The 26,878-nt window shown below is 69.7% G+C and carries 21 protein-coding genes; 3 read left to right on the top strand and 18 right to left on the bottom strand.

The window, feature by feature from the left end:
- Both ACN469_RS28655 and ACN469_RS28650 read right to left on the bottom strand, forming a co-directional pair.
- A partial coding sequence (locus tag ACN469_RS28655) for an Ig-like domain-containing protein (protein WP_498772840.1) occupies positions 1-2,267 on the bottom strand: 2,267 nt, incomplete at its 3' end.
- Positions 2,264-3,685, bottom strand: coding sequence for an OmpA family protein (locus ACN469_RS28650; RefSeq protein WP_498772839.1), 1,422 nt, complete (start codon positions 3,683-3,685; stop codon positions 2,264-2,266). The genes ACN469_RS28650 and ACN469_RS28655, both read right to left, overlap by 4 nt.
- Before the next feature lie 254 nt (positions 3,686-3,939).
- Here ACN469_RS28650 and ACN469_RS28645 point away from each other — a divergent pair, with 254 nt between their 5' ends.
- Positions 3,940-5,871, top strand: coding sequence for a hypothetical protein (locus ACN469_RS28645; RefSeq protein ID WP_498772838.1), 1,932 nt, complete (start codon positions 3,940-3,942; stop codon positions 5,869-5,871).
- 16 nt (positions 5,872-5,887) lie between these two features.
- Positions 5,888-7,279: a hypothetical protein gene (locus tag ACN469_RS28640; protein ID WP_498772837.1), complete on the top strand. Its 1,392-nt coding sequence runs from the start codon at positions 5,888-5,890 to the stop codon at positions 7,277-7,279.
- 127 nt (positions 7,280-7,406) lie between these two features.
- Here ACN469_RS28640 and ACN469_RS28635 read toward each other — a convergent pair whose 3' ends face one another.
- From ACN469_RS28635 to ACN469_RS28560, 16 genes are all read right to left on the bottom strand, one after another.
- Positions 7,407-7,940: a hypothetical protein gene (locus tag ACN469_RS28635; protein WP_498772836.1), complete on the bottom strand. Its 534-nt coding sequence runs from the start codon at positions 7,938-7,940 to the stop codon at positions 7,407-7,409.
- Positions 7,937-11,827, bottom strand: coding sequence for a type VI secretion IcmF C-terminal domain-containing protein (locus tag ACN469_RS28630; protein ID WP_498772835.1), 3,891 nt, complete (start codon positions 11,825-11,827; stop codon positions 7,937-7,939). The genes ACN469_RS28635 and ACN469_RS28630 overlap by 4 nt, the downstream gene beginning before the upstream one ends.
- A 3-nt stretch (positions 11,828-11,830) precedes the next feature.
- Positions 11,831-12,142 carry a hypothetical protein gene (locus tag ACN469_RS28625; RefSeq protein WP_498772834.1) on the bottom strand — a complete coding sequence of 104 codons (312 nt, stop codon included), beginning with the start codon at positions 12,140-12,142 and terminating at the stop codon, positions 11,831-11,833.
- 10 nt (positions 12,143-12,152) lie between these two features.
- Positions 12,153-12,791, bottom strand: coding sequence for a DotU family type IV/VI secretion system protein (locus tag ACN469_RS28620; RefSeq protein ID WP_498772832.1), 639 nt, complete (start codon positions 12,789-12,791; stop codon positions 12,153-12,155).
- Position 12,792: 1 nt separating this feature from the next.
- Entirely contained in the window at positions 12,793-14,439 is a 1,647-nt protein-coding gene (locus ACN469_RS28615) for a type VI secretion system baseplate subunit TssF (protein ID WP_498772830.1), read from the bottom strand.
- Between the two features lie 13 nt (positions 14,440-14,452).
- Positions 14,453-15,055, bottom strand: a complete 603-nt coding sequence (locus tag ACN469_RS28610) for a hypothetical protein (RefSeq protein ID WP_498772828.1) — start codon at positions 15,053-15,055, stop codon at positions 14,453-14,455.
- A 26-nt stretch (positions 15,056-15,081) separates the two neighbouring features.
- Positions 15,082-16,731: a hypothetical protein gene (locus ACN469_RS28605; protein ID WP_498772826.1), complete on the bottom strand. Its 1,650-nt coding sequence runs from the start codon at positions 16,729-16,731 to the stop codon at positions 15,082-15,084.
- The gene (locus tag ACN469_RS28600) at positions 16,728-17,126 is read right to left on the bottom strand and encodes a GPW/gp25 family protein (protein ID WP_498772824.1); all 399 of its coding nucleotides are present in this window, start codon (positions 17,124-17,126) and stop codon (positions 16,728-16,730) included. The genes ACN469_RS28605 and ACN469_RS28600 overlap by 4 nt, the downstream gene beginning before the upstream one ends.
- A gap of 1 nt (position 17,127) precedes the next feature.
- Entirely contained in the window at positions 17,128-18,378 is a 1,251-nt protein-coding gene (gene tssK / locus ACN469_RS28595; protein ID WP_498772822.1) for a type VI secretion system baseplate subunit TssK, read from the bottom strand.
- Between the two features lie 24 nt (positions 18,379-18,402).
- Positions 18,403-18,981, bottom strand: a complete 579-nt coding sequence (locus ACN469_RS28590; RefSeq protein ID WP_498772820.1) for a hypothetical protein — start codon at positions 18,979-18,981, stop codon at positions 18,403-18,405.
- Between the two features lie 44 nt (positions 18,982-19,025).
- Positions 19,026-20,516, bottom strand: a complete 1,491-nt coding sequence (gene tssC, locus ACN469_RS28585; protein WP_498772818.1) for a type VI secretion system contractile sheath large subunit — start codon at positions 20,514-20,516, stop codon at positions 19,026-19,028.
- A 40-nt stretch (positions 20,517-20,556) separates the two neighbouring features.
- A complete protein-coding gene (gene tssB / locus ACN469_RS28580; protein WP_498772816.1) occupies positions 20,557-21,177 on the bottom strand; it encodes a type VI secretion system contractile sheath small subunit in 621 nt (206 codons plus the stop codon).
- A gap of 65 nt (positions 21,178-21,242) precedes the next feature.
- Positions 21,243-22,145 (bottom strand): hypothetical protein, encoded by a 903-nt coding sequence (locus ACN469_RS28575; protein WP_498772814.1) that lies wholly within the window; start codon positions 22,143-22,145, stop codon positions 21,243-21,245.
- 4 nt (positions 22,146-22,149) lie between these two features.
- Complete coding sequence (locus ACN469_RS28570; RefSeq protein ID WP_498772812.1) at positions 22,150-23,181, bottom strand: type VI secretion system protein IglI family protein; 1,032 nt, start codon at positions 23,179-23,181, stop codon at positions 22,150-22,152.
- The gene (locus tag ACN469_RS28565) at positions 23,174-23,560 is read right to left on the bottom strand and encodes a DUF4280 domain-containing protein (RefSeq protein ID WP_498772810.1); all 387 of its coding nucleotides are present in this window, start codon (positions 23,558-23,560) and stop codon (positions 23,174-23,176) included. The genes ACN469_RS28570 and ACN469_RS28565 overlap by 8 nt, the downstream gene beginning before the upstream one ends.
- 182 nt (positions 23,561-23,742) lie before the next feature.
- Positions 23,743-25,461, bottom strand: a complete 1,719-nt coding sequence (locus tag ACN469_RS28560) for an AMP-binding protein (RefSeq protein WP_498772808.1) — start codon at positions 25,459-25,461, stop codon at positions 23,743-23,745.
- Positions 25,462-25,711: 250 nt separating this feature from the next.
- On the opposite strand from ACN469_RS28560, the gene ACN469_RS28555 reads away from it, so the two are divergent.
- Positions 25,712-26,878 (top strand): Re/Si-specific NAD(P)(+) transhydrogenase subunit alpha, encoded by a 1,167-nt coding sequence (locus ACN469_RS28555; protein ID WP_498772806.1) that lies wholly within the window; start codon positions 25,712-25,714, stop codon positions 26,876-26,878.

Raw genomic sequence — 26,878 nt, 5'->3', positions numbered from 1 at the left:
TGTTGACGGGCAGCGACCAGTCGCCGTCGGCCTTCGGCCAAGGGGGTGCCGATGAGGGTGCCATCCACGCGGACCGTCACGGTGCTGTTGGCTTCAGCGGTGCCGATGAAGGCCGTGCCGGCGATACCCACCGAGGCGCCCGAGGTGGGCGTCTGAATCACCGGGGCGATGGGTGCGGTCTTGTCCACGGAGAAGGAGCGCGTCGCGGCGGGGCCCGTGTTGCCAGTCGCGTCGGTGGCGGTGACGGTCATCGTGCGTGCTCCCTCGGCGAGCGTGGTGTTGACGGGCAGCGACCAGTCGCCGTCAGCCTCGGCCACGGGGGTGCCGATGAGGGTGCCATCCACGCGGACCGTCACGGTGCTGTTGGCTTCAGCGGTGCCGACGAAGGCCGTGCCGGCGATGCCTACCGCGGCGCCCGAAGCGGGCGTCTGAATCACCGGGGCGATGGGGGCGGTCTTGTCCACGGAGAAGGAGCGCGTCGCGGCGGGGCCCGTGTTGCCAGACGCGTCGGTGGCGGTGACGGTGAGCGTGCGATTCCCCTCGGCGAGCGTGGTGTTGACGGGCAGCGACCAGTCGCCGTCAGCTTCGGCCACTGGGGTGCCGATGAGGGTGCCATCCACGCGGACCGTCACGGTGCTGTTGGCTTCAGCGGTGCCGATGAAGGCCGTGCCGGCGGTGCCCACCAAGGCGCCCGAGGCGGGCGTCTGGATCACCGGGGCGATGGGGGCGGTCTTGTCCACGGAGAAGGAGCGCGTCGCGGCGGGGCCCGTGGTGCCAGCTCCGTCGGTGGCGGTGACGGTGAGCGTGCGATTCCCCTCGGCGAGCGTGGTGTTGACGGGTAGCGACCAGTCGCCGTCGGCCTCGGCCACGGGGGTGCCGATGACCGTGCCATCCACGCGGACCGTCACGGTGCTGTTGGCTTCGGCGGTACCGACGAAGGCCGTGCCGGCGGTGCCCACCGAGGCGCCCTCGACGGGCGTCTGAATCACTGGCGCTGCCGGGGCCAGAAGGGATTCCAAGGTGAAGTAGACAGGGTCGCTCGAAAGGCTGCTCAGCCCTTCGAACTCAGCGTGGGCGGTGAGCGAGTAGATGCCGTCATCGAGGCTCGTCGGCACACGGACGGAGAAGTCTCCAGAGGCTCCCACCTGCGTGGCGGGAAACTCCCACTCCGGTGTGGCGGGACGTTCCACGTTGCTCATTCGCAGGAAGACGGTGGCACCGGGGTCTCCCGTGCCCGTGACGACCTTCGTCAAGACCGTCAGCGCCTGGCCGTCGCCGGGCGTGGTGATGACCGGCGTCCTCGGAATGACGAGCGCGTGGTCCACCAGCGTGACGTCACCCGGCTCCCCCACGCTCATCCCCGCGGTGCCCGAGGCGTTCTCGCCACCCGTCACGAGGACGGGGCAGCCCGTCAGGGTGCCCGCCTGGAGCAGCACCTTGCCACCCGCTCCAGGGCCGAAGCCCTCCCCGGCGCCGAAGGATTCCGACGCCACCCCGGGCCCTCCCTGGGCCATCAGCGCCTCGCAATCCGCGCTCTCCACCAGTCGCGCGGAGATGCGTCCTCCTTCGCCACCGCCCTCGGTGCCCAGGTCCCACGGCAACGCCTGCCCGTTGGCCTCGATGCGCCCCGCGCCCGTGAGCTTGCGCGCCCGGAAGAAGACGACGCCGCCGTCGCCCAGGGGCTGCTGGCGGAGCAGGGCGCCGCTCGCGGTGATGACGCCGCCGTTGTGCAGCGTGCCGGAGGCCAGGAAGGCCACCACGCCACCCGAGGTGCCATTCCAGCTCCGGGCCTTCAGCTCGCCCGTGGGATGGATGGTGACGCTCGTGTACTCCGGGACTCGGATGACCTGCGTGGACAGGGGCACGAAGTCATTCAGCAGGGGCCGGGTCAGCGTCAGCACGTCGCCTCGCACCCGCGCCACCCGCGCCAGCTCCCAGACTCCCTCCGGGCTCTGCTCCCGAGGGCCAAACGTGAACGTGGCCACGGACGAGGCCCGCACGGGACCGACGCCCAGCGTCTGCAACACCATCACCAGATCGCCCGCCGCGAAGCCCTCGGGGGCGTCGACGCGAAGCTCGTGGTCCCCCTTGTTCAGGGACGCCGTCACCGCCGCATAGCTGTTGATGACCCGGCTCTCATGAGCGTGGACGGTCAGCGCCTCGTCACGTCCCGCGCCCAGTCCGAAGACATCCGACTCCGCGAATGCGGGAAGCGCGCCCAGCGCCAAGGTGCAGATCAGAAGGTGAATCCATCCCAGTGATTTCATGGCGTGGCTTCCGTGGTCGTCGGCAGCATGAGGAGGAGCTCAACCCGGCGGTTTCGCTCCCGGCCCTCGGGGGTGCTGTTGCTTTGAGCGGGATGCTCCGGGCCGTAGCTCCGGAGCCGCAGCTTGTTGGGGGCCACCCCGTGTTCCACGAGGTAGCGCCACACCGCCTCGGCGCGGTTGCGGCCCAGGCGGGGGTTGAACGTCTCCGCGGTCGAGTCATCCGTATGACCGTCGACCGTCATCATCTTCACCGCGGGATTCGTGAGCAGCATCTCCACGGCGCGGTCCAGGTCAGCCGACTCCGCGGGCAGCTCCGTGCTGCCAGACCGGAAGTACACCTTGCCCTCGAGCACGAAGCGGTCCCTCGACACGTTCGCGATGGGCGACATCTCTCCGGGCATCGGAATCATCGAACCCTGGTTGCTCTGGTATTCGTTCGCGCGCCGCGTCGGGGTGGGCAGGGGCACCGACTCGTGGACGATGCTCGCGTCCGTGTCCGGCCGCGTGTCTTCCCCCAGCATGTAGGAGAAGGAGACGCCCGCGAGCAGCCGGAAGAGGGGAATGCCCGGCTCCGCGCCGAAGCCCAGGCCGCCGAGCGCGAACAACTCCACGCCGTCCCGAGGCGCATAGCGCGCGCCTCCCAGCAGCTCCACCGCGCCTCGCGCCTGCTTCCAGGAGAGGCCCGCGTTGAGCGCCAGCTCCGCTCGCAGCGGCGCGCCCACCGTCATCAACCCCGCGCCAATCCGAAGCTCACTGCCCAGCTCACGCGACTCCAGCCTGGGGACCTCGATGACGGCGGTGGGGCGCAGCAGCACGCCCATCTCGAAGGACGGGGCGAAGTTGTTGCCCAGCCTTCCTCCCACCATCACCCTCGTGAGGATGCTCGTGTCCGCCGCTCGAGCCAGCGCCCCATTGGTGCCAAAGGGCAGGTTGACTCCCACCTCCGCGGCCAGGTCCACGGAGTCGTCCTCCTCCGTGCGCAAGATGCCCACGCGGGCTCCCACGCGGGGCGCCCCGACGCCATGTCGCGTGGGGGCGATGACCCCTTGCGACGCCAGGTCATCTCCCTCGCGCTGGGTCATCACGGGCAGTCGCGCGTCGAGCTGGAGCCGGGAGCTCAGGCCCCAAGCGACGGCGAACACGCCCGTCGAGCGGCTGCGCAGCAGGGGCGTGCTCTCTCCCTTGACGTTCAAGGTCAGCGGCTCGTGCTGATAGTGACCGAGCACCATCACCCGCAGCTCACCGTCGCGCAGCACGGTGCCGCCGCCCGTCGCCAGGGGACCGGGGCCCGGATTCACCTCCAGGCGCTCCAGGACGAAGGCTGGAAGGGCCGCGGGCTCCTGGGCGCGAGCCACCTGCGCCAGCAGCAGGGCCGCCAGCGTCCATCTCCTCTGCCACCGGGCGCACCAACGGCTCATCCGCATCCCATGGCACATGACAGACAAAGGGGTTCATGCGGGAGACTGCCCGCGGACACATGCCGGATTGATGCCGAGAGCAAGGCACGTACCAAGGTCGCTGCGTCGTAAGCACCCCAGGCGGGGTCTCGCCATGCGTGCCGGTGGAACGCGGCTGCGTCCTCGCGGACCGCAAGCGGGGCTCGGGGGGCCGGGTTCCGGGGCCAGGGGCCCGGCTTGGGGCTGGCACGGAACGGGCAAGTGCTCGCGGACGCATGCCCTTCCAGGAACGACTCGCGCTGTCCCTCACGCTGACCCAGGGCGGGCAGACCTTCGTCATCCCGGGGGGGCAGGTGGAGGCCTTCTCCGTCCAGCTCCTGCCGCACGGCTTCACCGCCTCGGTGAGCTTCTGGACCGGACTGGAGAAGGACGACGCGGCCCTCTTCACCGCGTTCTCCACCCAGGACCTCCTGGACGTGAAGCTCTCCATCATCAAGGGGGGCTACCCCGTCCCGACGACGCCTCCGGAGCCGCTCACCCTCCATGGGCTGGCGCGTTCCCGGGGGCTGGAGGCGCGGACGCATGGCCCGGTGGGCGGGGCCCAGGTGAGCTTCCGGCGCTACACGGTGCGGTTCGAGGACGCGGCGCGGGTGCTCTGGCGCCAGCACCGTCCCACCGAGCTGCGCACGGACCTCACGCTGGCGGCGCTGCTGACGGAGCACACGGCGGGGGCCTTCGCGCTGGACTGTGACTGGGACGTGCTCGACGAGAAGCGGCCCCTCATCTGTCTCGCGCTGGGCGAGGACGCGCCGGGCGTGGGCTTCCACGACTTCGTCGCGTGGCTGGCGGCGAGCCGGGGCGGCGTGTGGACCTATGACAGCGTGAAGGACCGCTATGCGCTGCTGAGTCGCAAGGCGCCCGTGGCCAGGGCCGCCCCTCTGTCGTGGGAGAAGGTGGAGCGGGTGGACGTGGTGATGCCGCCCGTGCCCCGGCACGCGGCTCGGGTCCTCAACGCCTCCGCGCTCCGGAGCTCCACCCTGGATGTCCCGGCGACCGTGGGTGTCGCGGGGGTCCATCAGGATCATCTGGTGCGCACGCCCATCGTCTCCCAGGTGGAGCAGCGGCAGACGCTCGAAGTCTCTCGCCTGCGCGTTCCCCAGCGCCGGATGCGGCTCACGTTCCGCCACTACCCCACCGTCGCGGTGCATCCCGGCGCGGGAATCCGGCTGGAGGGCGTGCGGTGGGGCAGCACGGCGGTGGGGACGGGGGAGGACCTTCGCGCGGTGGAGCTGACGCTGGAGGCTCGGTCGCTCGACGAGGGGCCTCACGCGGGGTTGCAGACGAAGGATTCGGGCTTCACGGTGGAGATGTCGCTCCTGGTGGAGCGCACGACGGACACGACGGTGACGCTGCCCGCGCATCGCACGCCTCGCTATCCCATCCACGTCGAGGGCAAGGTGCTCAGCCCCGGAGGCGGGGAGAAGGACCGCATCTACCTGCTGTCGGAGGACAAGAAGACCTCGGTCCTCACGTGGCGCGTGACGGTGCCGCTGTGGAACAAGGCGGTGAGCGTGCCGGCCGAGCCGGGCTTCTTCCCCGGACACTTCTACTTCCCGCCGTACAAGAACGCGCGCGTGCTGGTGGCGCTGCACTTCGACCGGGCGGAGCTGCACCGTCACCTCGACTGGGCCGACGCCGCGCGGCTTCCGCAGGACGGGCAGGGGGACGGCATCCTGCTGGGGAAGAACGACACCAGTCAGACGTCCATCGTCCACGACTACCAGGACATGAAGCCCGTGTGGCACCTGCGCCGAGTCTCCGGTCCGGACACCGAGACGGTGCGCATGGCCGAGGGCGTGATGATGTTCCGGACGAAGGAGGAGACCGGCGTCGCCGCCGCCGAGTCCACCTACGATGTCTCGCCGCAAGTCGAGACGGCGCGTGCGGACCTCACGGCGGGCGTGGGCGGCGCCATGGGCGAGACGACCGCCGCGTACAAGACGGCGTCAGGCGCCTCGCAGGCGAAGCTGGACGGCGCCACGACGGAGACGCAGGCGAAGCTGGAAGCCGCGCAGGCGGCGGTGAACGCGAAGGTGGCCGAGACGCGGGCCGCGCTCAACGGTGCCCTGTCGGGACTCAATGGAAGCACCGCGCCGCTGGACGGAGCCGCGGCTGAGGCTCGCGTCGCGCTGGAGCGACTCAAGTGATGAGGGAGGTCGAGCCGTGAAGGCATTGCTGGGCACGTTGACGGAGCTTCGGGGTGACCTGGAGTCGTGCGGGACGGGCTGCACGGCGCGCGTGGGCACCTCGCGCACGGCCGTCGAGTCCGTGGGCAGTGGCATCGACGCCCTCATCACCTCGATTCGTCCCGAGCTGGAGCCCGTGCTCGCGGCGCTCCTGGGGCGCATCGACGCGCTCGACGCGAAGCTGGCGTCGCGCAAGGACGACGCGGACGCGGCCCGGCTGCGCGAGGAGCTGTCCCCGCTGCGCGCCCAGGTGGATGGCGCCTCCGTGTCGATGGCGTCCTCGTTGACCGCGCTGGAGGGCAGCGTGGGTACGCCGCTTCGTTCGAGTCGTGAAGGCGCGGCGACGTCACTGGGCACGCTCGAGACGACGATGTCCGGGCAGGTCGAGTCGCTGCTCGCGCAGGTGGAGACGGTGGAGAAGGCCGTCGTGCCCGCTCAGGCCCAGGTGGAGGGCCTCATCACCCAGGCGAGCGACGCGCTGGATGCCCTGGTGAAGGGCGCTGTCGTCGCTGTCGCCGCCATCCGAGAGCCGTTGCAGCAGGCGGTGAATGCCGCGCTCGCGACGCTGGAGACCGTCCTGGCGCAGCTGGCCACGGTGAAGGAGCAGGTGTTGGCGCTCTTCACGCCGCTGCCCGCGGTGCTGGAGCAACTCCAGACGCTGTATCAGACGCTCGTCGGCTCGCTGGAGGCCCTGCTCACGCGCGTGAGCACGCTGCTGGATGCGATTCCGGCGGCGAACCTCCCCAAGCCGCTCGTGACTCCGGCGGTGCAGTCCATCCAGCAGGTGGTGACGCAAATCACCACGCAGCTGGGGACGTTCTCCTCGCAGATGGCGACGCAGATGTCCTCGCTCCAGGAGCAGGTGCTCACCCAGGTGGACACGGTGCGGACCCAGGCCCTCCAGCAGGTGGACACGCTCCAGCAGCAGCTCGTGCAGCAAATCGACACGCTGAAGCAGGCCGTCCTCGCGCAGGTGCAGCCCGCGAGCGCGCAGATGGATGCCGCGGTGTCCGCCGCCGTCACGCAGGTGGGGACGGCGAGGGACCAGGCTGTCGCGCAAGTCTCGGCCATCCAGGACCAGATGGCCGCGCAAGTGGAGGCGGTGAAGTCCCAGGTGAAGGAGCGGCTCCCCGCGCTTGAGCAACAGGTCGACGCGGGGGCCCAGGCGGCCCAGGCTCAGATGGAGGCCGCGGGCGCTTCCGCCGAGGAGCAGGTCACCACCGCGCGCACGGGCATGAAGTCCCAGGTGGACGGCGTGGCGAACACCGTCGGTGCGTCGCTCGACTCACTGGAGGCGCGGATGACGTTGCCGCCAGTGCCCCCAGCGCCGTCTGTGCCCCCAGCGCCTGGCGGCCCGCTCCGGGCGTGAGGTCGGGGCGCTCTCACCCTCGCTGCCCGCGACGTCGCTGTCGGGGTACGAGGTCCGCGAGGAGGAGCAGCGCATCTCCCCCATCAAGACCCAGCGGAACCGCATGCGGCTCCGCTGAGCCTGGGCGTCACTTCCCGGCGGAGGGGGCCTCGATTTTCGGGCCCTCCACCTTGGGCGGCTCGACCTTGGGAGGTTCGACCTTCGGGGGTTCGACCTTGGACCCCTCACCCTTGGGGGCGCGCTTCTTCTTCGTCGGCGCGTCCGTGCGGATGCGGCTCTCATCCAGCTCGATATCCACGCGCCCCGGAATGGGCGCGTCGAGCAGCACCTGCCAGGCGCCGTCCGGCGTGGTGAAGAGGAAGGAGATGGCCAGCGGCGACTCCTCGGGAATCTTCACCCGCGTCTGCGTCTTCTCGCCGGGGTAGACGACGAGCGTCTCCACCACCGAGTCGTCCGGGTGGACCACGCGCTCGGCCACGTCGGCGTAGAACTCCGTCATGTAGCGCTGGGAGTCCACCGCGCGGACGACCATGTGCAGGGGCCGGCCCTGGTTCGTCCCGGGTGGCGCCTTCACGTTGATGGTCAGGTGTGTGGGCGCGCAGGCCACGGAGCCCAGCGCGAGTGCCAGCATCACCAGCCACGGACCCTTCGTGGCGCTCATCGCGTCACCTCCTGGAACAGCGTCCACGGCCCGCCCCGCATGCCGAAGCGCAAGCGGATCTCCGAGTGCTCCGAACCATCCGGACCCGGCAGCGGCCAGATGGCGTTCTGCTCGGCGTCGAACGTGGCGGCGTCCAGGATTCGGAAGCAGTTCCACGACGAGCGCGACAGCTCCGTGGAGCGGTAGCGCTTGGCCTCACGACCCGGCACGCGCAGCTCCACTCCGACGGACGCGGACCGGGGCTCCCACCACGCCAGCGCGAAGTCCTGCCACGCGGGCGTCTGGTTGAAGCCGAAGGCCGCCGCCGCGCCGCACTTCAGGAAGGACATGGTGACGAAGCCGTTCTCTCCCGACGGAGGCAGCGGCAGCGGGCGCACCTGGAGCATCAAGGGCTGCGGCTTGCCCTCGTCGTTCCAGAGCAGCTTCGCCAGTCGCGACAGCCGCCCGAGCATCGCCAGCATGCGCGGCGGGACGGAGAGCTGCTGGCGCAGCGCCCGGCGCAGCATCCACTCCGTGCCGCGCTCCTCCACCACCGGCGACAGCACCTGGTTCACGAACTGCCAGAAGGCGCCGTCCTTGCGCTTCAGCACCTCCAGCTCCGTGGGGTCCAGCTCCTGGCTCGCCTCCACGGCGAACGGATAGCGGCGCAACAGCGGCGTGAGCAGGGTGCGGTAGCGCCACTCCCACTGCTCCTCCAGCACGCGCTCCAGCTCGGCCCGGCCCAGCTCGCGCGTCATCAGGAAGGGCTCGCGGAACGGCCGGCGCAGCTCCCCGAGGATGCCCTGCTTGTCCAGCCACGCATCCACGCGGCGCAGGTAGGAGCCCTCCTCGTCCAGCAGCATGGACAAGCCCACGCGGCCCAGCGGTGAGAGCAGGTCGGTCAGCTGTCGGCCGCCCTCCTCGGTGGTCGCGGGCGCTTCCTCTCCACCGGTGCGCAGCGACGCGGGGATGACGGCGCGCTCGCCCAGCACCGGCGCCGCGTTGAAGCCCGACACCTCCGTGTGGAGCTGCGACACCAGCAACAGGTATGCGGCGAGCTGCGCCGTCTGCCCGTCCTTGTCCGGCGTCATGAGCTGCACGATGGGCCGGAACGCGGACAGCTCCTGGCGCAGCGGCTCGTAGTACGGCCCCTCCATGGGGCCGATGCCCGCGCCCGTCGCCACCTCGCGCAGCATCGACACCAGCTCCGACGTCGGCTGCGTCACCGCCGACAGCTCCGAGGCCAGCGACGTCGTCAACGCGGTGAAGCGGTAGTCGCGGTACTTCACCAACAGATCTTGCCGGTAGCGCTGCCCGAAGTTGGAGACCTTCTTCAGCACGTAGCCCTGGCGCTGCGCTGCCTCCGCCCGGGAGAGCTTCGAGTCCGTCATGCGGATGGTGAACTCGTCCACCAGCGGGCGGATGTCCGTCTCGAAGTTCAGCCACTCCGAGCCCTGGCGCGAGGGCAGGGCGTCCACGCGGCCCATGTCCATCGCGTCATCCATGCCCATCCCCATGCCCATCCCCAGCTCCGACGCGGACGCCACCGCGCCTGGAGGCAGGCCCCTCGTGGTCTTGATGAAGGGCCGCTGGCCCTGCTCCATCTGCCGCAGCAGCTTGTCCAGCAGCACGCGGGACAGCTCCTTCGGACGGAACTCGAACGACTGCTGCAGCACCCGCACCTCCAGGCGCGCATCCCCGTTGGTGGGCACGAAGAGGCCCCCGGTGCGCGTCAGCAGCTCCGCGGCGGACATCTCCGCGGCGGCCTTCAGGCCCGCGTCGATCTCCTCCTCCATGCGCAGCACCGCGGCCAGCATCGGCTCGTGCTCGCGGTGCCAGTCGACGGCGTCGAGCGTGCTCTCCACGCCCTTGAGCGTCGCCTGGCTCTCCGGCGCGCCCGAGGCGTCCAGCAGCGCGAGCATCTTGCGCGCGGACGTGTACGCGACGCTCTGGGCCAGGGTGACCTGCAGCCGCTGGCGCTCACTCACCAGCACCCGCCACTGCTCCAGGTCCAGCTCGCTGGCGCCCAGCACCAGCTGGAGCCGCTGGAGGTGGTCTCTCCACGGGCCCAGGTAGCTCTCCTCCGTCAACCACTCGTAGGGCCAGCGCATCCAGGGCAACTGCCCCTGCGTCTGCATCCCCGCGCGCCACGCCTGGTCGCTGGAGATGATGTAGTCGCCCACCACCTCCTCGCGCAGCTTGGTGGCCTGCATCCAGTTGGACTCCTTCTCGGAGGAGTTCGTGCCGATGAAGCTCAGCGAGTCCGACGCCCAGTTCCAGCGCTTGCGGTACTGCACATTCAGCCCGGACAGGATGAAGCGGCCCATGTCGTCGCCACGAGAGGCGCGCGTCACCGCCATGAGGTGAAGCATCTGCTCCGGGCGGCACAGCGTCTCGCGCTCGCAGCGCTCGTCCGCGTGCGTCGGCGCCCAGCGCGAGCGGTTGCCCACCAGCTCCGCCGGCGCGCAGCCGGGGATGAGCGTGCCGCAGCGCTGGCACTGCTCCTGGCAGCTCTCCAGGAGCGGCTTGAGGTACGACAGCCGGACGGTGTTGGCGAGCTGATCCCTGAGCACCTCCTGCTCATCGAGGAAGCTGTGGCGCAGCAGCGGGAAGTAGCGCGCCGCGGCCAGCAGCGTGTCCATGGACTGCATCGCGCCCTGGCCCTTGTCCACCACGACTTCGCCGGAGGCCGTCAGGTGCTGCTGCCCCAGCCGCTGCACCGTCGCCTCGAAGTCCTCCATGTGCTGCTGGGCTTCCTCCAGCTTCTTGTAGAAGTTCCCGTAGGCCCCGAGTACGGGCAGGCAGCCCACCGCCAGCAGCAGCGCGCAGCGGGTCAGGTGCTTGCCCCGGTAGCGCGCGCGCAGCTCGATGTTCCGCTTCTCCGGGGCGATGGCGAACACGCCCGTGGAGCGCGCCTCCGGCATGGGCGACGACAGGTACACCCGCGACAGCTCCGGGCGATACGACAGCGTGCCGCCCTCCCACAGCCCGGTGACGAACCGCGCCAGCGCCGCGAAGGACTCGCCGCCGCGCGCGTAGAACTCCTCCAACCGGCTGAAGGCCTCCACCGACAATGACACGAGCCCGAGCGCGAAGTACTGCTCCATCGGCTGGAGCCCCGAGGCCAGCTTCGCCTCCTCACCCGGCGGCGGCACGTCCCAGTGCAGCGGAATGCCATGGTCTCGCAGGAGCTTGGCGAAGTCCGGGAAGCCCACCATCGCATCCATGTGCGTCAGGCACAGCCGCGTCTCCACGGAGCCCTTGCACACCTCGGAGAGCAGGTTGATCTTCCCGCGCATCAGCTGGATGACCCGGCGCACTTCATCCGGAGGCGTCTCCGCCAGCCAGCGCGCGTCCAGCGCGATGGCGACCCGGCCCTTCTGCCGTCGGAAGCTCGACTCCCACAGGCGGCGCAGCGCGCGGCGCGCCTCCTGGGTGTCATCCTCCAGCAGGGACGCGGACACCTCCTGCACGATCTTGTCGGGCCCGAGGAAGATCTGCAGCAGCGGGTCCGAGGTGAAGCTGGGCATGAACTGCCGCTCCTGCCGCCGCCAGTCCACCTCCAGGTCGATGAGCGTCGTCTTGCCGGCTCCCGCGGGGCCGAACACCACCACCGTGGGGAAGTCCATCACCGCCACGCGGTAGCGCCACGGCAGCGCGCTCAGGAACTGCTTGCGGATGCGCACCAGCGCGTTCGCGTCCAGCTTCCTGCGCGGCTCCACCTGCGGCGCGGCCCGGCGCCGCTTGCGCCACCACCACACCAGGCCCACGACGAGGGCCACGGCGAGCAGCACCGCCAGCCCTATCAGCACCCAGGTCAGATAGGGCTTCGCTGCTTCCACTGTCGCAGGACTCGCGTTCGCCGCCGCGCTCGCGGCCGCTGCGACAGGGGTCTTCTCGCCCGCCATGACTCAATCCCTCTTCCCGCCCGCTTTCGCGCGGGCCGCGAGCTGGAGTCCTTCGAGGACGTCCTCCAGTCGCTCCAATGTCGCCTCCAGTTGCACACCCCATGCCTCCCGCTCCTTGGGGGAGAGCCGGGCGCCTCCAGGGCCGGGTTCCAGAGCCTTGGCCCCCTCACGAAGCACGTCCAGCAGGGGGCGGGTGCCCTCCGCGAGGCTTCCCAGGGACCTGGTGACGACCTGCTCCAGCCGCTCCACCAGCTCGGCCATGGCCTTCCGGGACGCGCTCGCGTCCATTCGCGACGCGGGGGGCGGCGGATTCACGGGGCGGGCCTCAGTTGGACAGGTTCCACAAGACGACGGGGACCACGACGATGATGGCCATCGTCACGGCGTAGTAGCGCCAGGGGAAGTCGTAGAGGGTGGGCGGGGGGCCCATGTCCTCGGTGGTGACCTCCGGCGCGACGGAGACCGGACGGGGAATGCGGGCCACCAGCTGCTCCCGGTAGTCGCGGAGCCGGGCGGGGTGGCCCACGTGCCGGCCCACGAAGCCCGCGGTGAGGCAGAAGTGCAGCATCTCGAAGAGCAGTGACGGCGTGTCCTGCTTGCGCAGCCCGGCGTCGGCCAGGTCGAAGAAGAGGTCTCCGCCGGAGTCCACGCCGAAGGCCTTGAGCTGCAAGAGCGGCCAGTGCTGCGCGTCGTCGTTCGCCAGCCTGCCGAGCACCTTCTCGTCCACGAGGAACGCGAAGGGCTGGAGCACCTGCTCCACGTCGTCGGAGCGCAGCGCCTCTCCCAGGTGGATGCGCAGCTGCTCCAGCTCGAAGAGCAGGTCGCGCGACATGGAGTCCATGGCGCCCGGGGAGAGCCGCTCGCGCAGGGCGGAGTCCAGGCTCGGCGAGCCCAGCTCACGCTCAAGCAGCTCTTCCACGCGTCGATAGGCCAGGAGGATGGCTTTCCAGTGCGACAGCTTCATGTCAGGAGACTCCTGGAAGGACGAGGGGACCCGCTCCGGCGATGGTCGCTCGCAGCTCCACCGTCGCTTCGTTGTTCCACACGTCCAGCAATTCCCGTACCCGCGTCAGGAAGCACACCACCAGGGGCTCGAAGCCTTCCTCGAAGGGCTCCAGCACCACCTCGTACACGTGGCGCAAGCCCGAGCCCTTCCGGGCGCTGTCCGGCACGCGCGACACGCTCAGCTCCCGCAGGAGCGGCACGACGCGGCGGAAGGGGCCCTCTCCGGGCGTGCCCAGGTGCTCCAGCACCGCGCGCAGCTCGTCGATTCCCAGGGTGGGCTGGGCCTTCCAGGCCAACAGCTGGGTGAGGGCCGTCAGGTCGTCGCGCAAGGGGCTCTCGCGGTCCGGCTGGAGCTGTCCCACCAGCCGCCAGTCCAGGCCCTCGATGTGGCGCCCCGGCACGCCCACGGTGAGCCGGCCCAGGGCCTCCGAGGCGAAGCGCGGCTGGTGCCACAGCGCCTCCACCAGCAGCTTGCGGGGCGCGGAGAAGGCCTCCGGCATGCGCAGCACCAGGTGCGGCGAGGGTCCGTACTGGGTGGGGACCTCCTCCACCTCGTAGCCCGGCCCCTTGCCGGGCAGGTGGGCGGGCCGCAGCGGGGCCAGGCCCGACTTCGTCATCTCGTACACGCCCGTCACCGAGTGCAGCGCCAGCTCGCGCCCCGCGCTCATGTTGCGGATGGGGTGCTCGGAGCGGGTGCCGTCCGTGGTGATGACCTGCGCGGGCTCCGCGCGCAGGTTCTCCACCGGCACCGCGAAGGGCACCAGGAAGTCCGGCCGGTGGGAGCGGCCCACGGTCCACTCCTGGGCCAGGTCGAAGCAGAGGCTGAAGCGCCGCCAGGCGCCGCGCGTGGGCGGCACCGCGACGTGGAGGAACAGCTCCGTCTCCGGGAAGAGGAAGAAGGAGCGCAGCCGCTGGAGGGGGTGCGCGAAGGTCGCCGAGTCATCCGGCGCGGGCGGTTCCCGGTCGAACGACACCTCGCACTTCGCGCCCGTCGAGTGCTCGTCCGCCAGCTCGCCGTACACCACGCTGACGTCGCGCAGGTGCTTGCGCAGCGAGTGGAACACGGCCAGCGACGGCAGGTACTCGTCCAGGTGGCGTACGTGCAGGCTCAGCGTCTCCACCGCGTCCGCGCGCTCGTGGCGCGACTCGAAGTGGAGGATGAGCCGGTGCCCGCCGCGCACCAGGGGGCGCACCTGCGTGGACTCCAGGGTGACGGGTAGCACGCGCAGGTCCCGCTGGAGCCGGAAGATGCCGGGGTCTCCCTCGGTGGGGGACAAGCGCAGCTCGGTGCCGCGCGGCAGCAGCACCGGCTCGCCCATCTTCCCGGCGGGCATCGCCTGGACGACGGCGCGCGTGGGCAGCGGCTCCAAGAGGAAGTCGAAGAAGCCAGCGAACAGGCGCCGCCAGGTGGAGCGCAGGTTGTGGAGCGTCGCCTGCCGCGTCTGCACGGAGAAGAAGGCCATCGCCTCGATGAGCCGGCGCACGTCCGGGTCCTCGCGCTCCAGGGGAGCTGCGGGGTAGCGCTCGTGGAAGCGCTGACGGAAGCGCTCCAGCGAGGCCATCTCCTCGAGGAAGTCCTGGTGCAGTCGGTCCTTGGTGCCGCTCATCGGGTGTACTCCCTCAACCCAGCTTCACCAGCGCGCCGGAGACGCTGGTGATTCCGGAGGCCTTGAGGTTGGCCATGCCCTGGGCTTCCAGGTCAAGGGCGGCCTGGCCCGACACCTTGACGTTCAGCCCGCTCATCTGGGCGTCAGTCGTCCCCGACAGCTTCAGCGTGAGGCCGTCCACCTTGGCCTCGCCGCCGGTGGCCGACATCGACGCCGTCATGCCCTTCATCGCCAGCGCCGCGGTGGCCTCCACGTTGATCTTCGCCGAGGAGGACAGGCTGGCGTCCTGCGTGGCGCTCTGCGTGAGCTTCGCCTGGGAGGTGAAGGTCATGTCCTTCGTACTCTCCACCGTGAGCGTGTCCTGGCTCTTCCAGTCGGACGTCTTGGAGGAGAGGAGGGTGATGGTCTCCGCGTCCACCTTGAAGTCCTTGACGGTGACGACGATGCTGTCCGCCTTCTGCACCACGGTGCTGGTGTCCGTCTGGCCCGCCACCTTGAGGGTGATGCTGGTGCCGTCCATGGTCACCGTCTGGACTATCTGCCCTTCGGCGTTGTCCACCGTGACGGTGATGCCCTTCTGCTTGTCCAGCTCGATGGTGCAGACCAGCGTTCCCATGGTTCCTTCACGCCTCCGAAGCGCACCTACGCGGGTTCTTCCTTCACCCGGATGGTCAGCGTCCCCTCCTTGATTTCGATGCGGGCCGTGTCCTTGGCGTTGGTCCTCTGCAAGAGGAAGACCGGCTTGCCCTCCGCATAGGAGTGCCGCATCGAGGTGCCGTTTTCGGGCGTCTTGCCCACCAGCAGATGCGTGCCCTGGCCGTCCGCGGGCATACGCGCAGTGTCACGCCAGTCCAGGAAGCGCTTGAGCCAGGCCTTCTGGAAGTCGAGCCCCACCAGCACCCGCTCTCCCTTGTAGGCCGGGAAGTAGAAGTGCCCGGGGAGGAGGTTCGGGTTGAACGGGAGGGTGACGATTTGATTCGCCCAGAGGGGAATCTTCACCTTGTAGCCGTCCTGCGACGTGGCCGAGTCGGTGTAGGCCTGCCACGTCTCGTGCGGCTGCTCGCCCGCCTCGCTGACGATGAGACCCTCCACGTAGCGGGGCCAGGTGGGCGGGGTGTAGGTGGGCAGCTCCACCCAGGTCTCCGCCTGGGGCTCCAGCACGGTGTGCATGGCGAAGTCGAAGCCGGTGTTCTTGGCCAGGTGCTCCGCGTCTGGTGAGGACGCGAGTGCGTCCCCTCGCAACGCGACGGAGCGCACCCGGAACGTCTGTCCCGCGCCCAGCCCCGACGCGGCCCAGGCCTGCGTCGTGGGCAGCTTCACCAGCATCCCCGGCGTCAGCGCGGTGGCGGGGAAGCGCTTCCACGTCAGGTCGACCTCCATGCCGCGAAGCTTGAGCCGCGCGGTCTCCAGCGTCACCCGCGCGTCGACTTCCGTGGTGATGGGGGTGCGCACGAGCACGTCCTGGCGGATGCCCGTGACGGCGCGCTGCTGGGTGATGGGCCGCGTGGCGGGGCCCTCCGCCACCGCGTTGAGTACGTTCACGTCGTGGCGCGCCACCTCGGGGAAGCGCAGCGCCACCTGGTCCATCTCCGGGCCGATCAGCTGCACGGGAGTGCCCGTCGCGGCCTTGGCCGTGGACAGCGCGTACTTGGCCGCCGCGTAGTCGTACGTCAGCACGCCGTTGCGCGTGTCCACGTACCAGACGAGGAAGTCGTAGAAGCTGACGCCTTCCTCCGGCGTGAGGCCCAGGAACAGCTGCGGGACGGCGCTGTCCAGGCCCGCGCTCCAGTCGTAGTTGAAGGCGATGTGCGAGCCCTTGTGGGCGTCCAGCACGTCCTTCATCGACTTCTGCGTGTAGAGGATGCAGGGGAAGTGCTGGCTCCAGAGCAGCTGGGCCGCGTCCTGGAACGTCACCCCGTAGCGGCGGTGGAGCAGGGGCGCGCCGGGCGCGGGCACCGCGGGCATCTCCACCAGGGTGCGCTCGGAGACCAGGCCCTTGACCTTGAGGGACGTGAGCGCCGGCTGCTTCGCCGTATCGGTGTACGTGCCCTTGATCTCCAGCTGGACCTCCATCAGGTCCTGCTGCAGGAAGGCGGCCTTGAGCGGGTCTGTCTCCAGGCCTCCCGCGGACGTGTTGTCCGCGAGGTCGAACTCCACGCTGCCCTCGAAGCCCCAGGGCCTCAGCTCCAGCGCGAAGGACTTCACGTCGCCCGCGGGGATGGCGTGCGCGGTGCCGCCCGCCGTCACGGTGACGGACACCACCAACCTGTCGTTGAAGCGGCCGGTCGTCATGGCTCCTCCTCCACGCGCACGTGGGCACTGAGGGTGTCGAAGCGCAGCTTCAGCTTGCGGCGCTCGCCGGCCACGATGCCCGTCAGGCCGAAGTGCAGCCACAGCCCCGCGTCGCGCCCGCGCATCGTCAGCTCCACGTCCGACAGGCGCGGCTCGTGCTGGGCAATCTCGTCGCGCAGCTCGCGGGTGAGCGTCTCCACCAGCTCCCGCGTGCCGTACTTCTCCGTGTACTCGCCCAGGCCGAAGTCGCGGCGGAAGAAGCCGTAGCCCGCCTTGGTGTTCAGCACGGCCTCCAGGTTGCGCAGCACGTGCTCCAGGTCACTGGAGCCCTTGCGGCCGGAGGAGCGGCTGTCGCCACGGACGGCGAACTTGTCCAGGAAGGAAGCGCGGCCCATGTCAGGACCTGCGCCAGAAGAGGGACACCTGGGCGCCCTGGAGCGCCGGGGTGGCGTAGAAGGCCAGGCCGTCCTCGCGCAGCGCGAACTGCCACTCCTCGCCCTGGGCCAGCTTGAACCAGTCGATTTCGGGACCCAGCGCGTGGGGGAAGGACGGGTGCGGCACGTGGTCGAAGGCGATGCCCTTGAGGGCCATGCGGCGCACCGTGGCCAGGCGCGAGGGCCCCGCCAGCTTCACGCCGTCCACAGGCAGCGGCTCGCCCGCCAGGCGGCGTTGGACCAGCAGGTACAGCTCGCCGCTCTCCCGGACCTCGGGCGGCAGCGGGGAGAAGATGAACTGGCCGTCGCGAGCCACGAAGGCGCGGTGCGTGGCGCGCGTGGCCTCCGGCTGGAGCGCGCGCGTGAGCAGCTCCACCCAGCGGCTCAGCCCCGTGCCCGGGTCATCGTGCTGGTAGGTGGGCAGCGACTTGTCGGGCATCAGCTCCAGGTAGCAGCACGCCTCGAAGTACAGGCGGCGCAGGGCATCGAAGAAGACATACGGGTGCGGGGAGACATGGCGGTGCATGTCCTCCAGCAGGGCTTGCAGCCGCTGCACCTCGCACAGCGCGCGGCGGGCATTGCTGAGCCGGTCCGTGCGCAGATAGCTGTCGGAGAGTCGGGCGATGAGCTGCAGCCGCGACTGCTCCAGCAGGGCTTCCAGTCGCTCCAGCAGGGCCCCGAGGAACGGGTGGGGGCCCACGAGCAGCAGCGGAGGAACCAGGTCCTCCGCCAGCCGCCACACGCCCTCGGTGTCCCTTCGGAAGACGGCCAGGGGGAGCGTGTCCTTCGCTCCGTCCAGGACCGGCTCCGCGGAGAGGCGCAGCCGCCGCATCACCCGCTCCACCACGGGCGGGTCTTCGGCGTAGAGCCTCACGCTCTGAGCGTTCGTCGTGTCCCCCATCACATGCAGGTAGATGGTGGCCTCGGCGCGGCCTGTGCCCTCCAGCGAGAAGGGCGGCAGGACCGCGTTGCCGGGCACGTCCACCACGAAGCCAGCCGGAGTCACCGCCGTCATCGTCGAGACGGACAGGCTTCCTCCGGCCAGCAACGGCTCGCTCCAGGCCATTGCCGCCACGCCGTAACCCGGCGTGCCAGACAGCGAGGCGTGGAGGCGGACCTGCGCCTCCAGCGACTCATCTTGGGCCTCGAAATGCTCCGGAAGCAGCGTCTGGCCGACGTGCCACCGGACCCGTGCGAGCTTGAAGGGGGGCATGTTGTGCTCGTGTGGCGGCGGGGCTTACGCCGTCTCCGTGACGCCCCACTTCTTGACGATGTTCTTCGAGGATGCCGCGGCGACGTTGATGGACTGCTCCAGCGTCTTGGGCTTCACGCCAATCTGGAACGTGAAGTTCTTGGGAGACTGTACCTCGCGGGACTCGTTGTCCGCGACCGCGATGTTCAGCCGGTCCCCGTTCTTCTCCAGGATGCCGTTGAGGTCCGCGTCCACGAAGTTGGACTTGAAGTACTTCTTCGCGAGCGGGTCGTACTCGTACACGACGTACTTCATCACCACTTCGATGTTGGAGAACGTGCCCAGCAGCATCTCGGCGATCTTCTGCTTGTTCGCCGTGGAGATCTGCGCGGAGAGGTACAGCGCGTCGGTGACGCCCGTCTCCCACAGGTAGCTGCTCAGCACGCCCACGCACTTGGACGCCAGCGCCTTGTCCGGCTGCTCCGGGTCCGAGATGGTCTCCTGGTCCGCCGTCAGGACGATGCCGCCCACGGTGATGGACGTGATGAAGCCCACGGGGGTCTGCTTGTCCTTCTTGAAGTTGAAGCCCTGATAGACGTCCAAGTCACGTGCGAATTGAGGCATGACTCACTCCTGGATGGTTGGGGGTTGGTTACAGCGAAGCGGAACTAGCCGAGCCGGGACTCGAGCATCAGCTCCACGTTGAGGCCTTCGAACTGGATGTGCGGCAGGACGGCGACCTTGCAGTCGTACCAGCCGATTTCCCCAGTGCGCTGCTCCACCACCACGCTGGTGGCCTTGAACGGGAACCGGCGGACCGTGAGGTCATCCGGGCTGGCCACCGTCGTGACGTAGCCCGCCAGCCACGCGTCGAGCTGACGCTGGATATAGGGCGCATCGGCCGTGCTGCCGATGTTGTCGCGCATGATGCACTTCACGTAGTGCGCCAGGCGGGTGATGGAGAACGTGTAGGCCAGGTTGGTGACCAGCTGCGAGTTCTCCGAGTCCTTCGGGTCCTTGAAGCGCTTGGCGACCTTCGCGGACTGGGTGCTGAAGAACGTCGCCTCGCTGGAGCCCTTCTTGTACACGAGCGGCATGAAGCCGCACCGGGCGAACTCGAACTCGCGGAAGTCCGGGATGGCGATCTCCACGGGCGCCTTGAGCTCCTCCTGGCCACGCAGGAAGAAGGTGTCCACCGGCAGGCCGGTGAGCAGACCGCCGCCCTTGGGGCCGCGGATGGACTGGCACCAGCCGGAGTTCTCGAACGCCTTCACCATGTTGCGGGCGAAGAGGATGGACGAGTTGCCCCAGAGGTACTTGTTGGAGTCACCCTGCGAATCCTCCGTGAAGTGGAGGTCGTCGCACGGGTTCTTGTCCGGATGCCAGGGCAGGCGCAGCACGTAGCGCGGGAAGGTCAGGCCCAGGTACGCGGCCTCCTCGCTGTTGCGCAGCTCGTTCCACTTGCCGTAGCGCGGGTGGGCGAGCGCGCCCTCCAGGTCCTTGATGGCCTCCATCTCCTCGACCTTGTCGCAGCCGAAGAACTTGGGGCTGACGGCGGCGATGAACGGGCAGTGCGACGCGTTGGCCACCTTGCCCATCTGCGTCAGCCACTTGATGTCGCCCGGCGTGGAGGAGAACTCGTACAGGCCCACCATGGCGCCGAAGGGCTGGCCGCCGTACTGGTCGTACTCCTGGATGTAGACCTTGTTGAACAGCGACCCGGCGAACACGTCCGCGGAGTTGTTCTCGAAGTCCTGACCCAGCTCGTCCTGCGCCGCGTCCAGCAGGTCGATGGCGACGTTCGCCTTGAAGTTGGTGTTGGAGACCAGGTCGTCCAGGCCCCGCCACGCCGACTCCATCTTCTGGAAGCGCTCGTGGTGGAGGATCTCATTCATCTGGTCGTTGATCATCGCGTCGATGCGGTCGACGACGGCCAGCACCTGGCCCTTGTCGAAGCGCAGCGCGTCGCCCGCATCCGTCGTCGCCGGCGACACGTTCTGCACGAGCGCGGCGAGCGACGACATGAAGCGCGCCTCGATGGTGACTTCCTTCTCATCGAGGGCGGGGACGAACTTCTCGGAGATCATCGGCTTGGCGTCCACGGGACGCTCCAGCCGCACGCTCTTGAACAACCCGGGCAGAATAGAGGTTTCAGCCATGACGGTTACCTTTGTGGAAATGGTGTGGACGAAAGCGGGCTTATGAGGTCACGGTCGCGTTCGCGGGGACGGTGGCCGGCGCGGTGGCGGGAGCAGTGGCGGGCGTGGTCGCCGCGGCGCCGGTGGTGGCGGGCGAGGCGTTCGCGGGAATCGCCTTGGGCAGCTTCAGCGACTCGTAGTCCTTGAGCTCCGCGAGGACGGCCTTGAGCGCCTCCTTGTTGGAGAACAGCTCGTAGACCATGTTCCGCAGCGCCTTCTGGTTGTCGATGCTGGACTGCATCTCCAGCAGCAGCTTCTTGAGCAGCCGCAGCGCCTTGAGCTTGGGGACGTGGTTGACGATTTCGTCCGGGTGGAACGACTTCATCTTGGTGATGGGCAGCTCGACGTTCAGGTCGGCTTCCACGTCCGGGTTGATGCGATTGGGCACCTGGAAGTTCACGGACATCTTCATGTCCGCCATCAGCTCATTCAGGTTGCGGCCGTTGACCGAGCGCAGCTTGCGCGCGTCGAGGTCCACCTTCCGGTCCTCGGAGGAGCCGAGCGAGAAGTCTCCCAGCATCAGCATGCGCAGCGGCAGGTCGACCGCCTCCTGCTCGCCATTGATGGTGGTGCGGTACGTGAGCGTGATGCGCGACTTGGGCAGTTGTTCCTGGATTGACATGGCTACGTTACTCCCTCGGGTGGAAGGCCTTTCTGCGACCCGGCGGGACGCGCCGGGGTCCTGCTTCACTGCGGAGGCGGTGAGGTCGGCGTGGTGTCACCGGAGAACAGGACCACCTGCCGCGACTGCTCGGGTCCGCCGATGATGGGCTCGTAGCCCAGGTGACTGGAGTCCTCGACGCGGGCGTGGCCGTGCTGGTCCCTGATGACCAGCACCACGGTGAGGAACACCGGTGTATCGATGAGGTGAGGCAACACGCGCGAGCGCAGCCGGCGTCGCGCTTCAATGGCCCATGCAGTGCCGGTGCCACTGAAGGCCTCGCTCATGTGCAGCCAGGCCTCCAGGCCGCCGGTGGGCACGGTGGCGAAGCCGCCCATGGAGGTGCCGTCGCCCAGCGCCGCGCCGCCCAGCTGGATGCCGCGCGTGTCGATGCGCTGGCGGCGGGTGGCGCGACGCACGCGGACCTCCGCCTCCGGGTACGCGTGGGAGAACAGCCAGTGCAGCGTGGAGGGACAGCCAGGACGCAAGAGGCGCAGGCGGTGCGCCGCGGAGCCCTCCCAGCCCGGCAGCAGGGAGTCGTCTCGCTCGGGGAAGAGGCCGGCGAAGCGCGCGCGCAGGAGCAGGTGGTCGAAGTAGCCCAGGAAGCTCTCCATCGTGTCGTGGTCCAGCGACTCCATCGCCTTGAGGAAGAAGGAGGGCAGGGGCGACTGAACGCTGAGCAGTCCCAGGTTGACGGTGACGATGGCGCGGCGCGGGTTGCGCGCGAACTCGATGGAGTGGATGAGCTGGGGCGCGTGCACGGTGCCCCGGTGGCTGCGCAGCTCCAGGTCATCCGGGCCGTAGCCCTCCTTGGAGAGCAGCTCAATCAGCGCGGGGATGTCGAACTCATGGGCGCGCTCGACGATGCGCGCTTCGATGGAGGGCTCGCCGACGGCCAGGGTGGAGGAGGAGGGCGTGGTCTCGTGCATGGGGTCAGTCCTCCTCTCCGGATGTCAGCGAGGGCTGGTCGAGGAAGGCGTCCAGGTCCACTCGGTAGAGCTGCTCCAGCGCGCGCATGGGCAGCGAGTCGGTCTCATGCAGGAATGGCTCCAGCCCGCTCGCGTTGCGGCTCAGGCCCGCGTAGAAGCGGGTGAAGAGCGAGGGCAGGTACACGCGCGGGTCGAACCGCTCCACCGTGGCCAGCACGTCCGCGGCAATCACGCCCGCCTTCGTCATCTCCCCGTTCGCGACCAGCGTGTTGAACGCCTCCAGCTTGCGCAGCAGCAGCGCGAGCGGCGCGGAGATGGGCACGCCCGCCACGGTGGGCGCGGCCGGGGCCGCCGTTTCGGCGCGAGGCGCGGGCTTCTCCGAAGAAGTGTTGTCGCGGGAGGGCGCGGCCTGCGGGAGCGGCTGGGGCGCGAGCGCGAGTGCGGGCGGCGCGGGCGGGGGAAGGGCCTCCAGGTGGCGCCTCAGCCAGTGGCTGAGGTTGCGCATGGGCTCCTCGCAGCCGTTCTTGGGCAGGGAGGGCAGCGCGGTGAGGATGGGCTCGGAGAGCTTGAGGGCTTCTTCGATGGGCGCGCGGTTGTCGGCCTCGCACCAGCGCTTCCACGTGGCGTCCTGCTTCTTCTCGTTGTGCGCCAGGTGCTTGTTCATCGAGCGGAGCAACCAGCGCAGTCCGCTCTCCAGGAAGATGTCGCGCTTGGCCTCCGGGCCGAACGCGGCGCGGCTGGTGGTGAGGACCAGGAGGAGCGAGCGGAAGAGGCCCGGCATCGCGAGCAGGCCCTGCTCCTGGAAGGCCCCGAAGAGGTAGGCGCCGACGAGCCGCGTGTCGCGCTGGCCCTCGCGCAGCAGGGTCTCCGCGCCGCGGGCCGCGGTGGCGTAGTCGCCGCTGGCGACGGTCTCCGTGACGGCCTCCACGCGGGGGTCGGGCTCGTCGCCGGGCGCCTGGCGGGGAGGCTCGCCCTCCAGGGGCTGCTCCAGGAAGGTGCCGTCGAAGGGCGGCAGGTTGTGGGCCGGGTCAGCCATCGATGACCTTCATCTGTCCGGGGGACACGATCTGGATGACACCGCCGTACGAGCACATCAGCTTGGAGTTGCTCTCCAGCGCGGGCGCGCCGCCGAGCATCAGCTTGGGGCAGCCGGGCACCCAGGGCGCCGCGGTGGCGGGGATGCAGGGCATGGGGGTGAGGACTCCGAGCGCCGCCGCCGTCGCCGCCGCCACCGTGGGGTTGGCCAGCGACTGGCACATCCCGAAAGGGGGGACGTTCACCATGGGCTTGTTGTCGAGGACGTTCGCCGCCGGCGTCGGGCCGACCACCTTGTTGGTGGGAAGCACGATGAGCGACGAGGGGGCGAGGCCGAAACTGCACTGCAGCATCGCTCCCATGACGACCTGGGCTCCCATGCGAGCACCTCTTGGGCGTCGTGGGTTCCGGGATGGAACGTCTGACGCTGGACCCGGCCATTGCGTGGCGCGTGCCAGCGTTCAATTCCACCCGCTTCCCTCTGGAGCGGGGGGGCGGAGGGGGGCGGGGTCGGCCAGGACGCGTCGCTTGGGAACGCGGGCGCGTCCGGCGCGTACGCGCGCTAGCGGGAGCGCTCGTCGTCGCCGGGGCCCCGGACGCTCTCGCGAGCACGGCCCCTCAGCGCGGTGAGGGCCTGGAACACGGGGTCCGAGGACTTCTGATGGAGCGCGCCGGTGAGGTACTGGGAGCGGCACCACTCCTCGTTGACCTGTCCGTCCTTCGTCCTATGAGGAAGGAGCGGGAACAGCTCGATGCGGTCCGGGAGGTGCTCGGCGCCCAGCCGCAGCTCCAGCCGGCGGCGCACCTCCAGGCGACGGTTGCCTGCTTCCTGCGTGGAGCGCTCCGCGTCCTCGGCGCCCGTGAAGACGAGCAGGACGTGAGGTGTGTGCTGCGCGGTGCCTCCCGACGCGGCGATGCTGACGCAGGCCCCCTGGCAGAAGGGCAGGTCGGCGAGCGCCTCCACCACTTCAGTCGAAGGATAGATGCGTCCTTCGCGGCGCACATCGCGCGTTCCTGCATAGAGGAATTGCTCGCGCTGGCGCGTGAGGATGACGTGGCCCGGGGGGCGGTCCTTGTCTGGCAGGGGCGTGAAGACGCCCACGTCGCCCGCGGCCTCCTGACCGCTCAGGTTGAGGTCCTTGAGCGTCCAGGCGCGTCCAGGCGCGGGGGCGATGGCCGCGTTCAGCTCGCCGATGCGGCGGGGGGACGCGAGCACCACGCCGCCCTCCGAGGCGTCGATGAGCACCAGCGCGTGGGGCACCTTGGTCAGCTCCGACTGGCGCACCCACTCCCGCCAGGCCTCCCAGTCATGGAGGGCATCGACGGAGCGGAACCAGTGCCCCACGCCCTTGAGTGGCCCGAAGCGGGCGCGGGTCAGCGCTTCTCGCAGCGCGGGCGTGACGCCGAGCGCTCGCGGCGGGTGCTCGAGGAGCAGGCTGGGCGTGCGCTCCACGTCCGCGGGCTCCAGGTGGACGAAGGTCGCTCCTCGCAGCAGCGAGGCGAAGAGGAGCGCGGGCTGGTGCTGGAGGAAGTGGATGCCGGGCGCGGCGAGCACGTCGCCTCCGGCGAGGCCGAAGGTGAGCAGCCCGTCGCACAGCGCGCTGGTCCACGCGCGCTCGGCGCTGAGGGGCACGGGGCTGTCCGGCGGGTCGACGCGCGGTGAGAAGAGCAGGGCCACCGTGTCCGCGGGGCGGTACGTGTGGGAGGCGAAGGAGGGCGCCGCGTCCCCCCGGGAGCGCAGCAGGAGCTTCTCGAAGCCCTTGATGAGCGGCGCCTGGTGGGCTTCCGCGGAGATGTGCTGGGGCTCCAGGTTCGAGAGCCTGCGCGACAGGAAGAGCGGGCCGGTGGGAGGAAGGACGCTGATGCACGCGCCCAGCTTCAGCGCGGCCATGAGCGAGACGAGCAGCTCCTGCCCCAGCGGATGGACGAGCGCGACCTTCACGCCCGGCTTGACGCCCTGGGCGGCCCACTCGGTGGCGCGGCGGGACGCACGCTCGGCCAGCTCGCGGTAGCCCAGGGCCTGCCAGCCTCGGGTGGCGTCCCAGGAGCGAAAGGCGACCGCGCCGGCGTCGGCGTGGCGGACGACCAGGTCATGGAAGAAGTCGTGATGCTGGCCCGGGCGGCTCTTCGGCGCGGGGCCGCCGCGCCCCGCGTGGTGGGTGGCGAGCGCGGCGATGAAGCCCTCGGAGTCACTCCAGCTCTCCCGCAGCCAGGCGGGGAGCACTCCATCGGAGGAGGCGGCTTCGGACTGGCGAAGGATATCCCGGGGGTCGAAGGGCATGGTGGCTTTCTCCCGCCGAGTCTATCCGACGGGGGGGACGTGTGCGTCCGTCAACGACAGCAAGAGTCGGGCCGGTAGGGGCCCTGCACCCTCAGCGAGCCGGCCGGGCGGGGTGATGTCGGGGCTCGGGGGAAACCCTTACGTCGACGCCAATGCCTTGCAAGGTGAACACTCGTGACGCGGGTGTGCTTGACACGGATTGCAAAGGCTTTCGTTGGCTGGGATTGAATTGGATGGAGGGGATGGGCCTATGCTGGCCCGCATGATCATCGCCATCCCCCGTGAAACGGTGCCGGGCGAAAGGCGGATCGCGCTCGTGGCGGAGAGCGTGAAACGCCTCGTCGGCAAGAAGCACGAAGTGGTGGTCGAGAGCGGTGCGGGCCTGGGCGCGGAGTGTTCCGACGACGAGCTGCGGGCCGCGGGTGCCCGCGTCGAGTCGAGCGTCGAGGCCCTCTACGCCGCCGCCGACCTGCTGCTCAAGATTCAGCCGCCGGACGAGACGGAGCTGGGCCGGCTCAAGGCGGACTCGGTGCTGGTGAGCCTGGCGTATCCGCTGGCGAATCCGGCGCTGGCGCGGGAGCTGGCGAAGCGGCGGGTGACGCTCCTGGCCACGGACATGATTCCGCGCACGACGCTGGCGCAGATGATGGATGTGCTCAGCTCTCAGGCGACGATTGCGGGCTATCGCGCGGTGTTGCTGGCGGCGGAGGCGCTGCCCCGGCTGTTCCCCATGTTGATGACGGCGGCCGGCACCATTCCACCCGCGAAGGTCCTGGTGCTGGGCGCGGGCGTGGCGGGGCTCCAGGCCATCGCCACGGCGCGGCGGCTGGGCGCGGTGGTGGAGGCATACGACGTGCGCAAGGTGGTGAAGGAGCAGGTGGAGAGCCTGGGCGCGCGCTTCGTCAACATCGACATCGCGGACGCGGCGGGCTCCGGAGGCTACGCGAAGGAGCTGGGCGAGGAGGCGAAGCGCAAGCAGGCGGAGGTGCTGGCGACGCACGTGGCGAAGTCGGACGTCGTCATCACCACGGCGCTGGTGCCGGGGCGGCGCGCGCCGGTGCTGCTGCCCGGGGACATGGTGCGGCGGATGAAGAGCGGCTCCGTGGTGGTGGACATCGCGGCGGAGCAGGGCGGCAACTGCGAGCTGACCCGCGCGGGCGAGCGCTACCGCACGGAGACGGGCGTCACCGTCATCGGCGAGCGCAACCTGCCCAGCCAGTTGTCGGTGCATGCCAGCGCCATGTTCTCGCGCAACATGGAGAAGCTGCTCGCGCACGTCACCGACAAGGACGGCGTGCTCAAGCTGGATGTCTCGGATGAAATCGTGAAGGGGATGCTCATCACCCGGGGCGGGGACGTGGTCCACCCGGCCGTAGCGGATATGGCCATGGCGGCCATGGCCAGGAGCGAGGGCTGA

This window comes from Corallococcus terminator (genome assembly GCF_049194865.1).
Classification (GTDB): domain Bacteria; phylum Myxococcota; class Myxococcia; order Myxococcales; family Myxococcaceae; genus Myxococcus; species Myxococcus terminator_A.
The sequence above is the reverse complement of the archived record's forward strand: the minus strand, read 5'-3'. Positions and strand labels throughout refer to the sequence as shown.

Excerpts from the sequence above, each read along its gene's own strand:
- tssC (WP_498772818.1), bottom strand. The coding sequence starts at position 20,516 with ATGGCTGAAACCTCTATTCTGCCCGGGTTGTTCAAGAGCGTGCGGCTG.
- ACN469_RS28650 (WP_498772839.1), bottom strand. The coding sequence starts at position 3,685 with ATGAGCCGTTGGTGCGCCCGGTGGCAGAGGAGATGGACGCTGGCGGCC.
- ACN469_RS28620 (WP_498772832.1), bottom strand. The coding sequence starts at position 12,791 with ATGAAGCTGTCGCACTGGAAAGCCATCCTCCTGGCCTATCGACGCGTG.
- ACN469_RS28610 (WP_498772828.1), bottom strand. The coding sequence starts at position 15,055 with ATGGGAACGCTGGTCTGCACCATCGAGCTGGACAAGCAGAAGGGCATC.
- ACN469_RS28615 (WP_498772830.1), bottom strand. The coding sequence starts at position 14,439 with ATGAGCGGCACCAAGGACCGACTGCACCAGGACTTCCTCGAGGAGATG.
- tssB (WP_498772816.1), bottom strand. The coding sequence starts at position 21,177 with ATGTCAATCCAGGAACAACTGCCCAAGTCGCGCATCACGCTCACGTAC.
- ACN469_RS28565 (WP_498772810.1), bottom strand. The coding sequence starts at position 23,560 with ATGGGAGCCCAGGTCGTCATGGGAGCGATGCTGCAGTGCAGTTTCGGC.
- ACN469_RS28600 (WP_498772824.1), bottom strand. The coding sequence starts at position 17,126 with ATGGGCCGCGCTTCCTTCCTGGACAAGTTCGCCGTCCGTGGCGACAGC.
- ACN469_RS28630 (WP_498772835.1), bottom strand. The coding sequence starts at position 11,827 with ATGGCGGGCGAGAAGACCCCTGTCGCAGCGGCCGCGAGCGCGGCGGCG.
- ACN469_RS28570 (WP_498772812.1), bottom strand. The coding sequence starts at position 23,181 with ATGGCTGACCCGGCCCACAACCTGCCGCCCTTCGACGGCACCTTCCTG.
- ACN469_RS28605 (WP_498772826.1), bottom strand. The coding sequence starts at position 16,731 with ATGACGACCGGCCGCTTCAACGACAGGTTGGTGGTGTCCGTCACCGTG.
- ACN469_RS28590 (WP_498772820.1), bottom strand. The coding sequence starts at position 18,981 with ATGCCTCAATTCGCACGTGACTTGGACGTCTATCAGGGCTTCAACTTC.
- tssK (WP_498772822.1), bottom strand. The coding sequence starts at position 18,378 with ATGCCCCCCTTCAAGCTCGCACGGGTCCGGTGGCACGTCGGCCAGACG.
- ACN469_RS28555 (WP_498772806.1), top strand. The coding sequence starts at position 25,712 with ATGCTGGCCCGCATGATCATCGCCATCCCCCGTGAAACGGTGCCGGGC.
- ACN469_RS28645 (WP_498772838.1), top strand. The coding sequence starts at position 3,940 with ATGCCCTTCCAGGAACGACTCGCGCTGTCCCTCACGCTGACCCAGGGC.
- ACN469_RS28575 (WP_498772814.1), bottom strand. The coding sequence starts at position 22,145 with ATGCACGAGACCACGCCCTCCTCCTCCACCCTGGCCGTCGGCGAGCCC.
- ACN469_RS28635 (WP_498772836.1), bottom strand. The coding sequence starts at position 7,940 with ATGAGCGCCACGAAGGGTCCGTGGCTGGTGATGCTGGCACTCGCGCTG.
- ACN469_RS28560 (WP_498772808.1), bottom strand. The coding sequence starts at position 25,461 with ATGCCCTTCGACCCCCGGGATATCCTTCGCCAGTCCGAAGCCGCCTCC.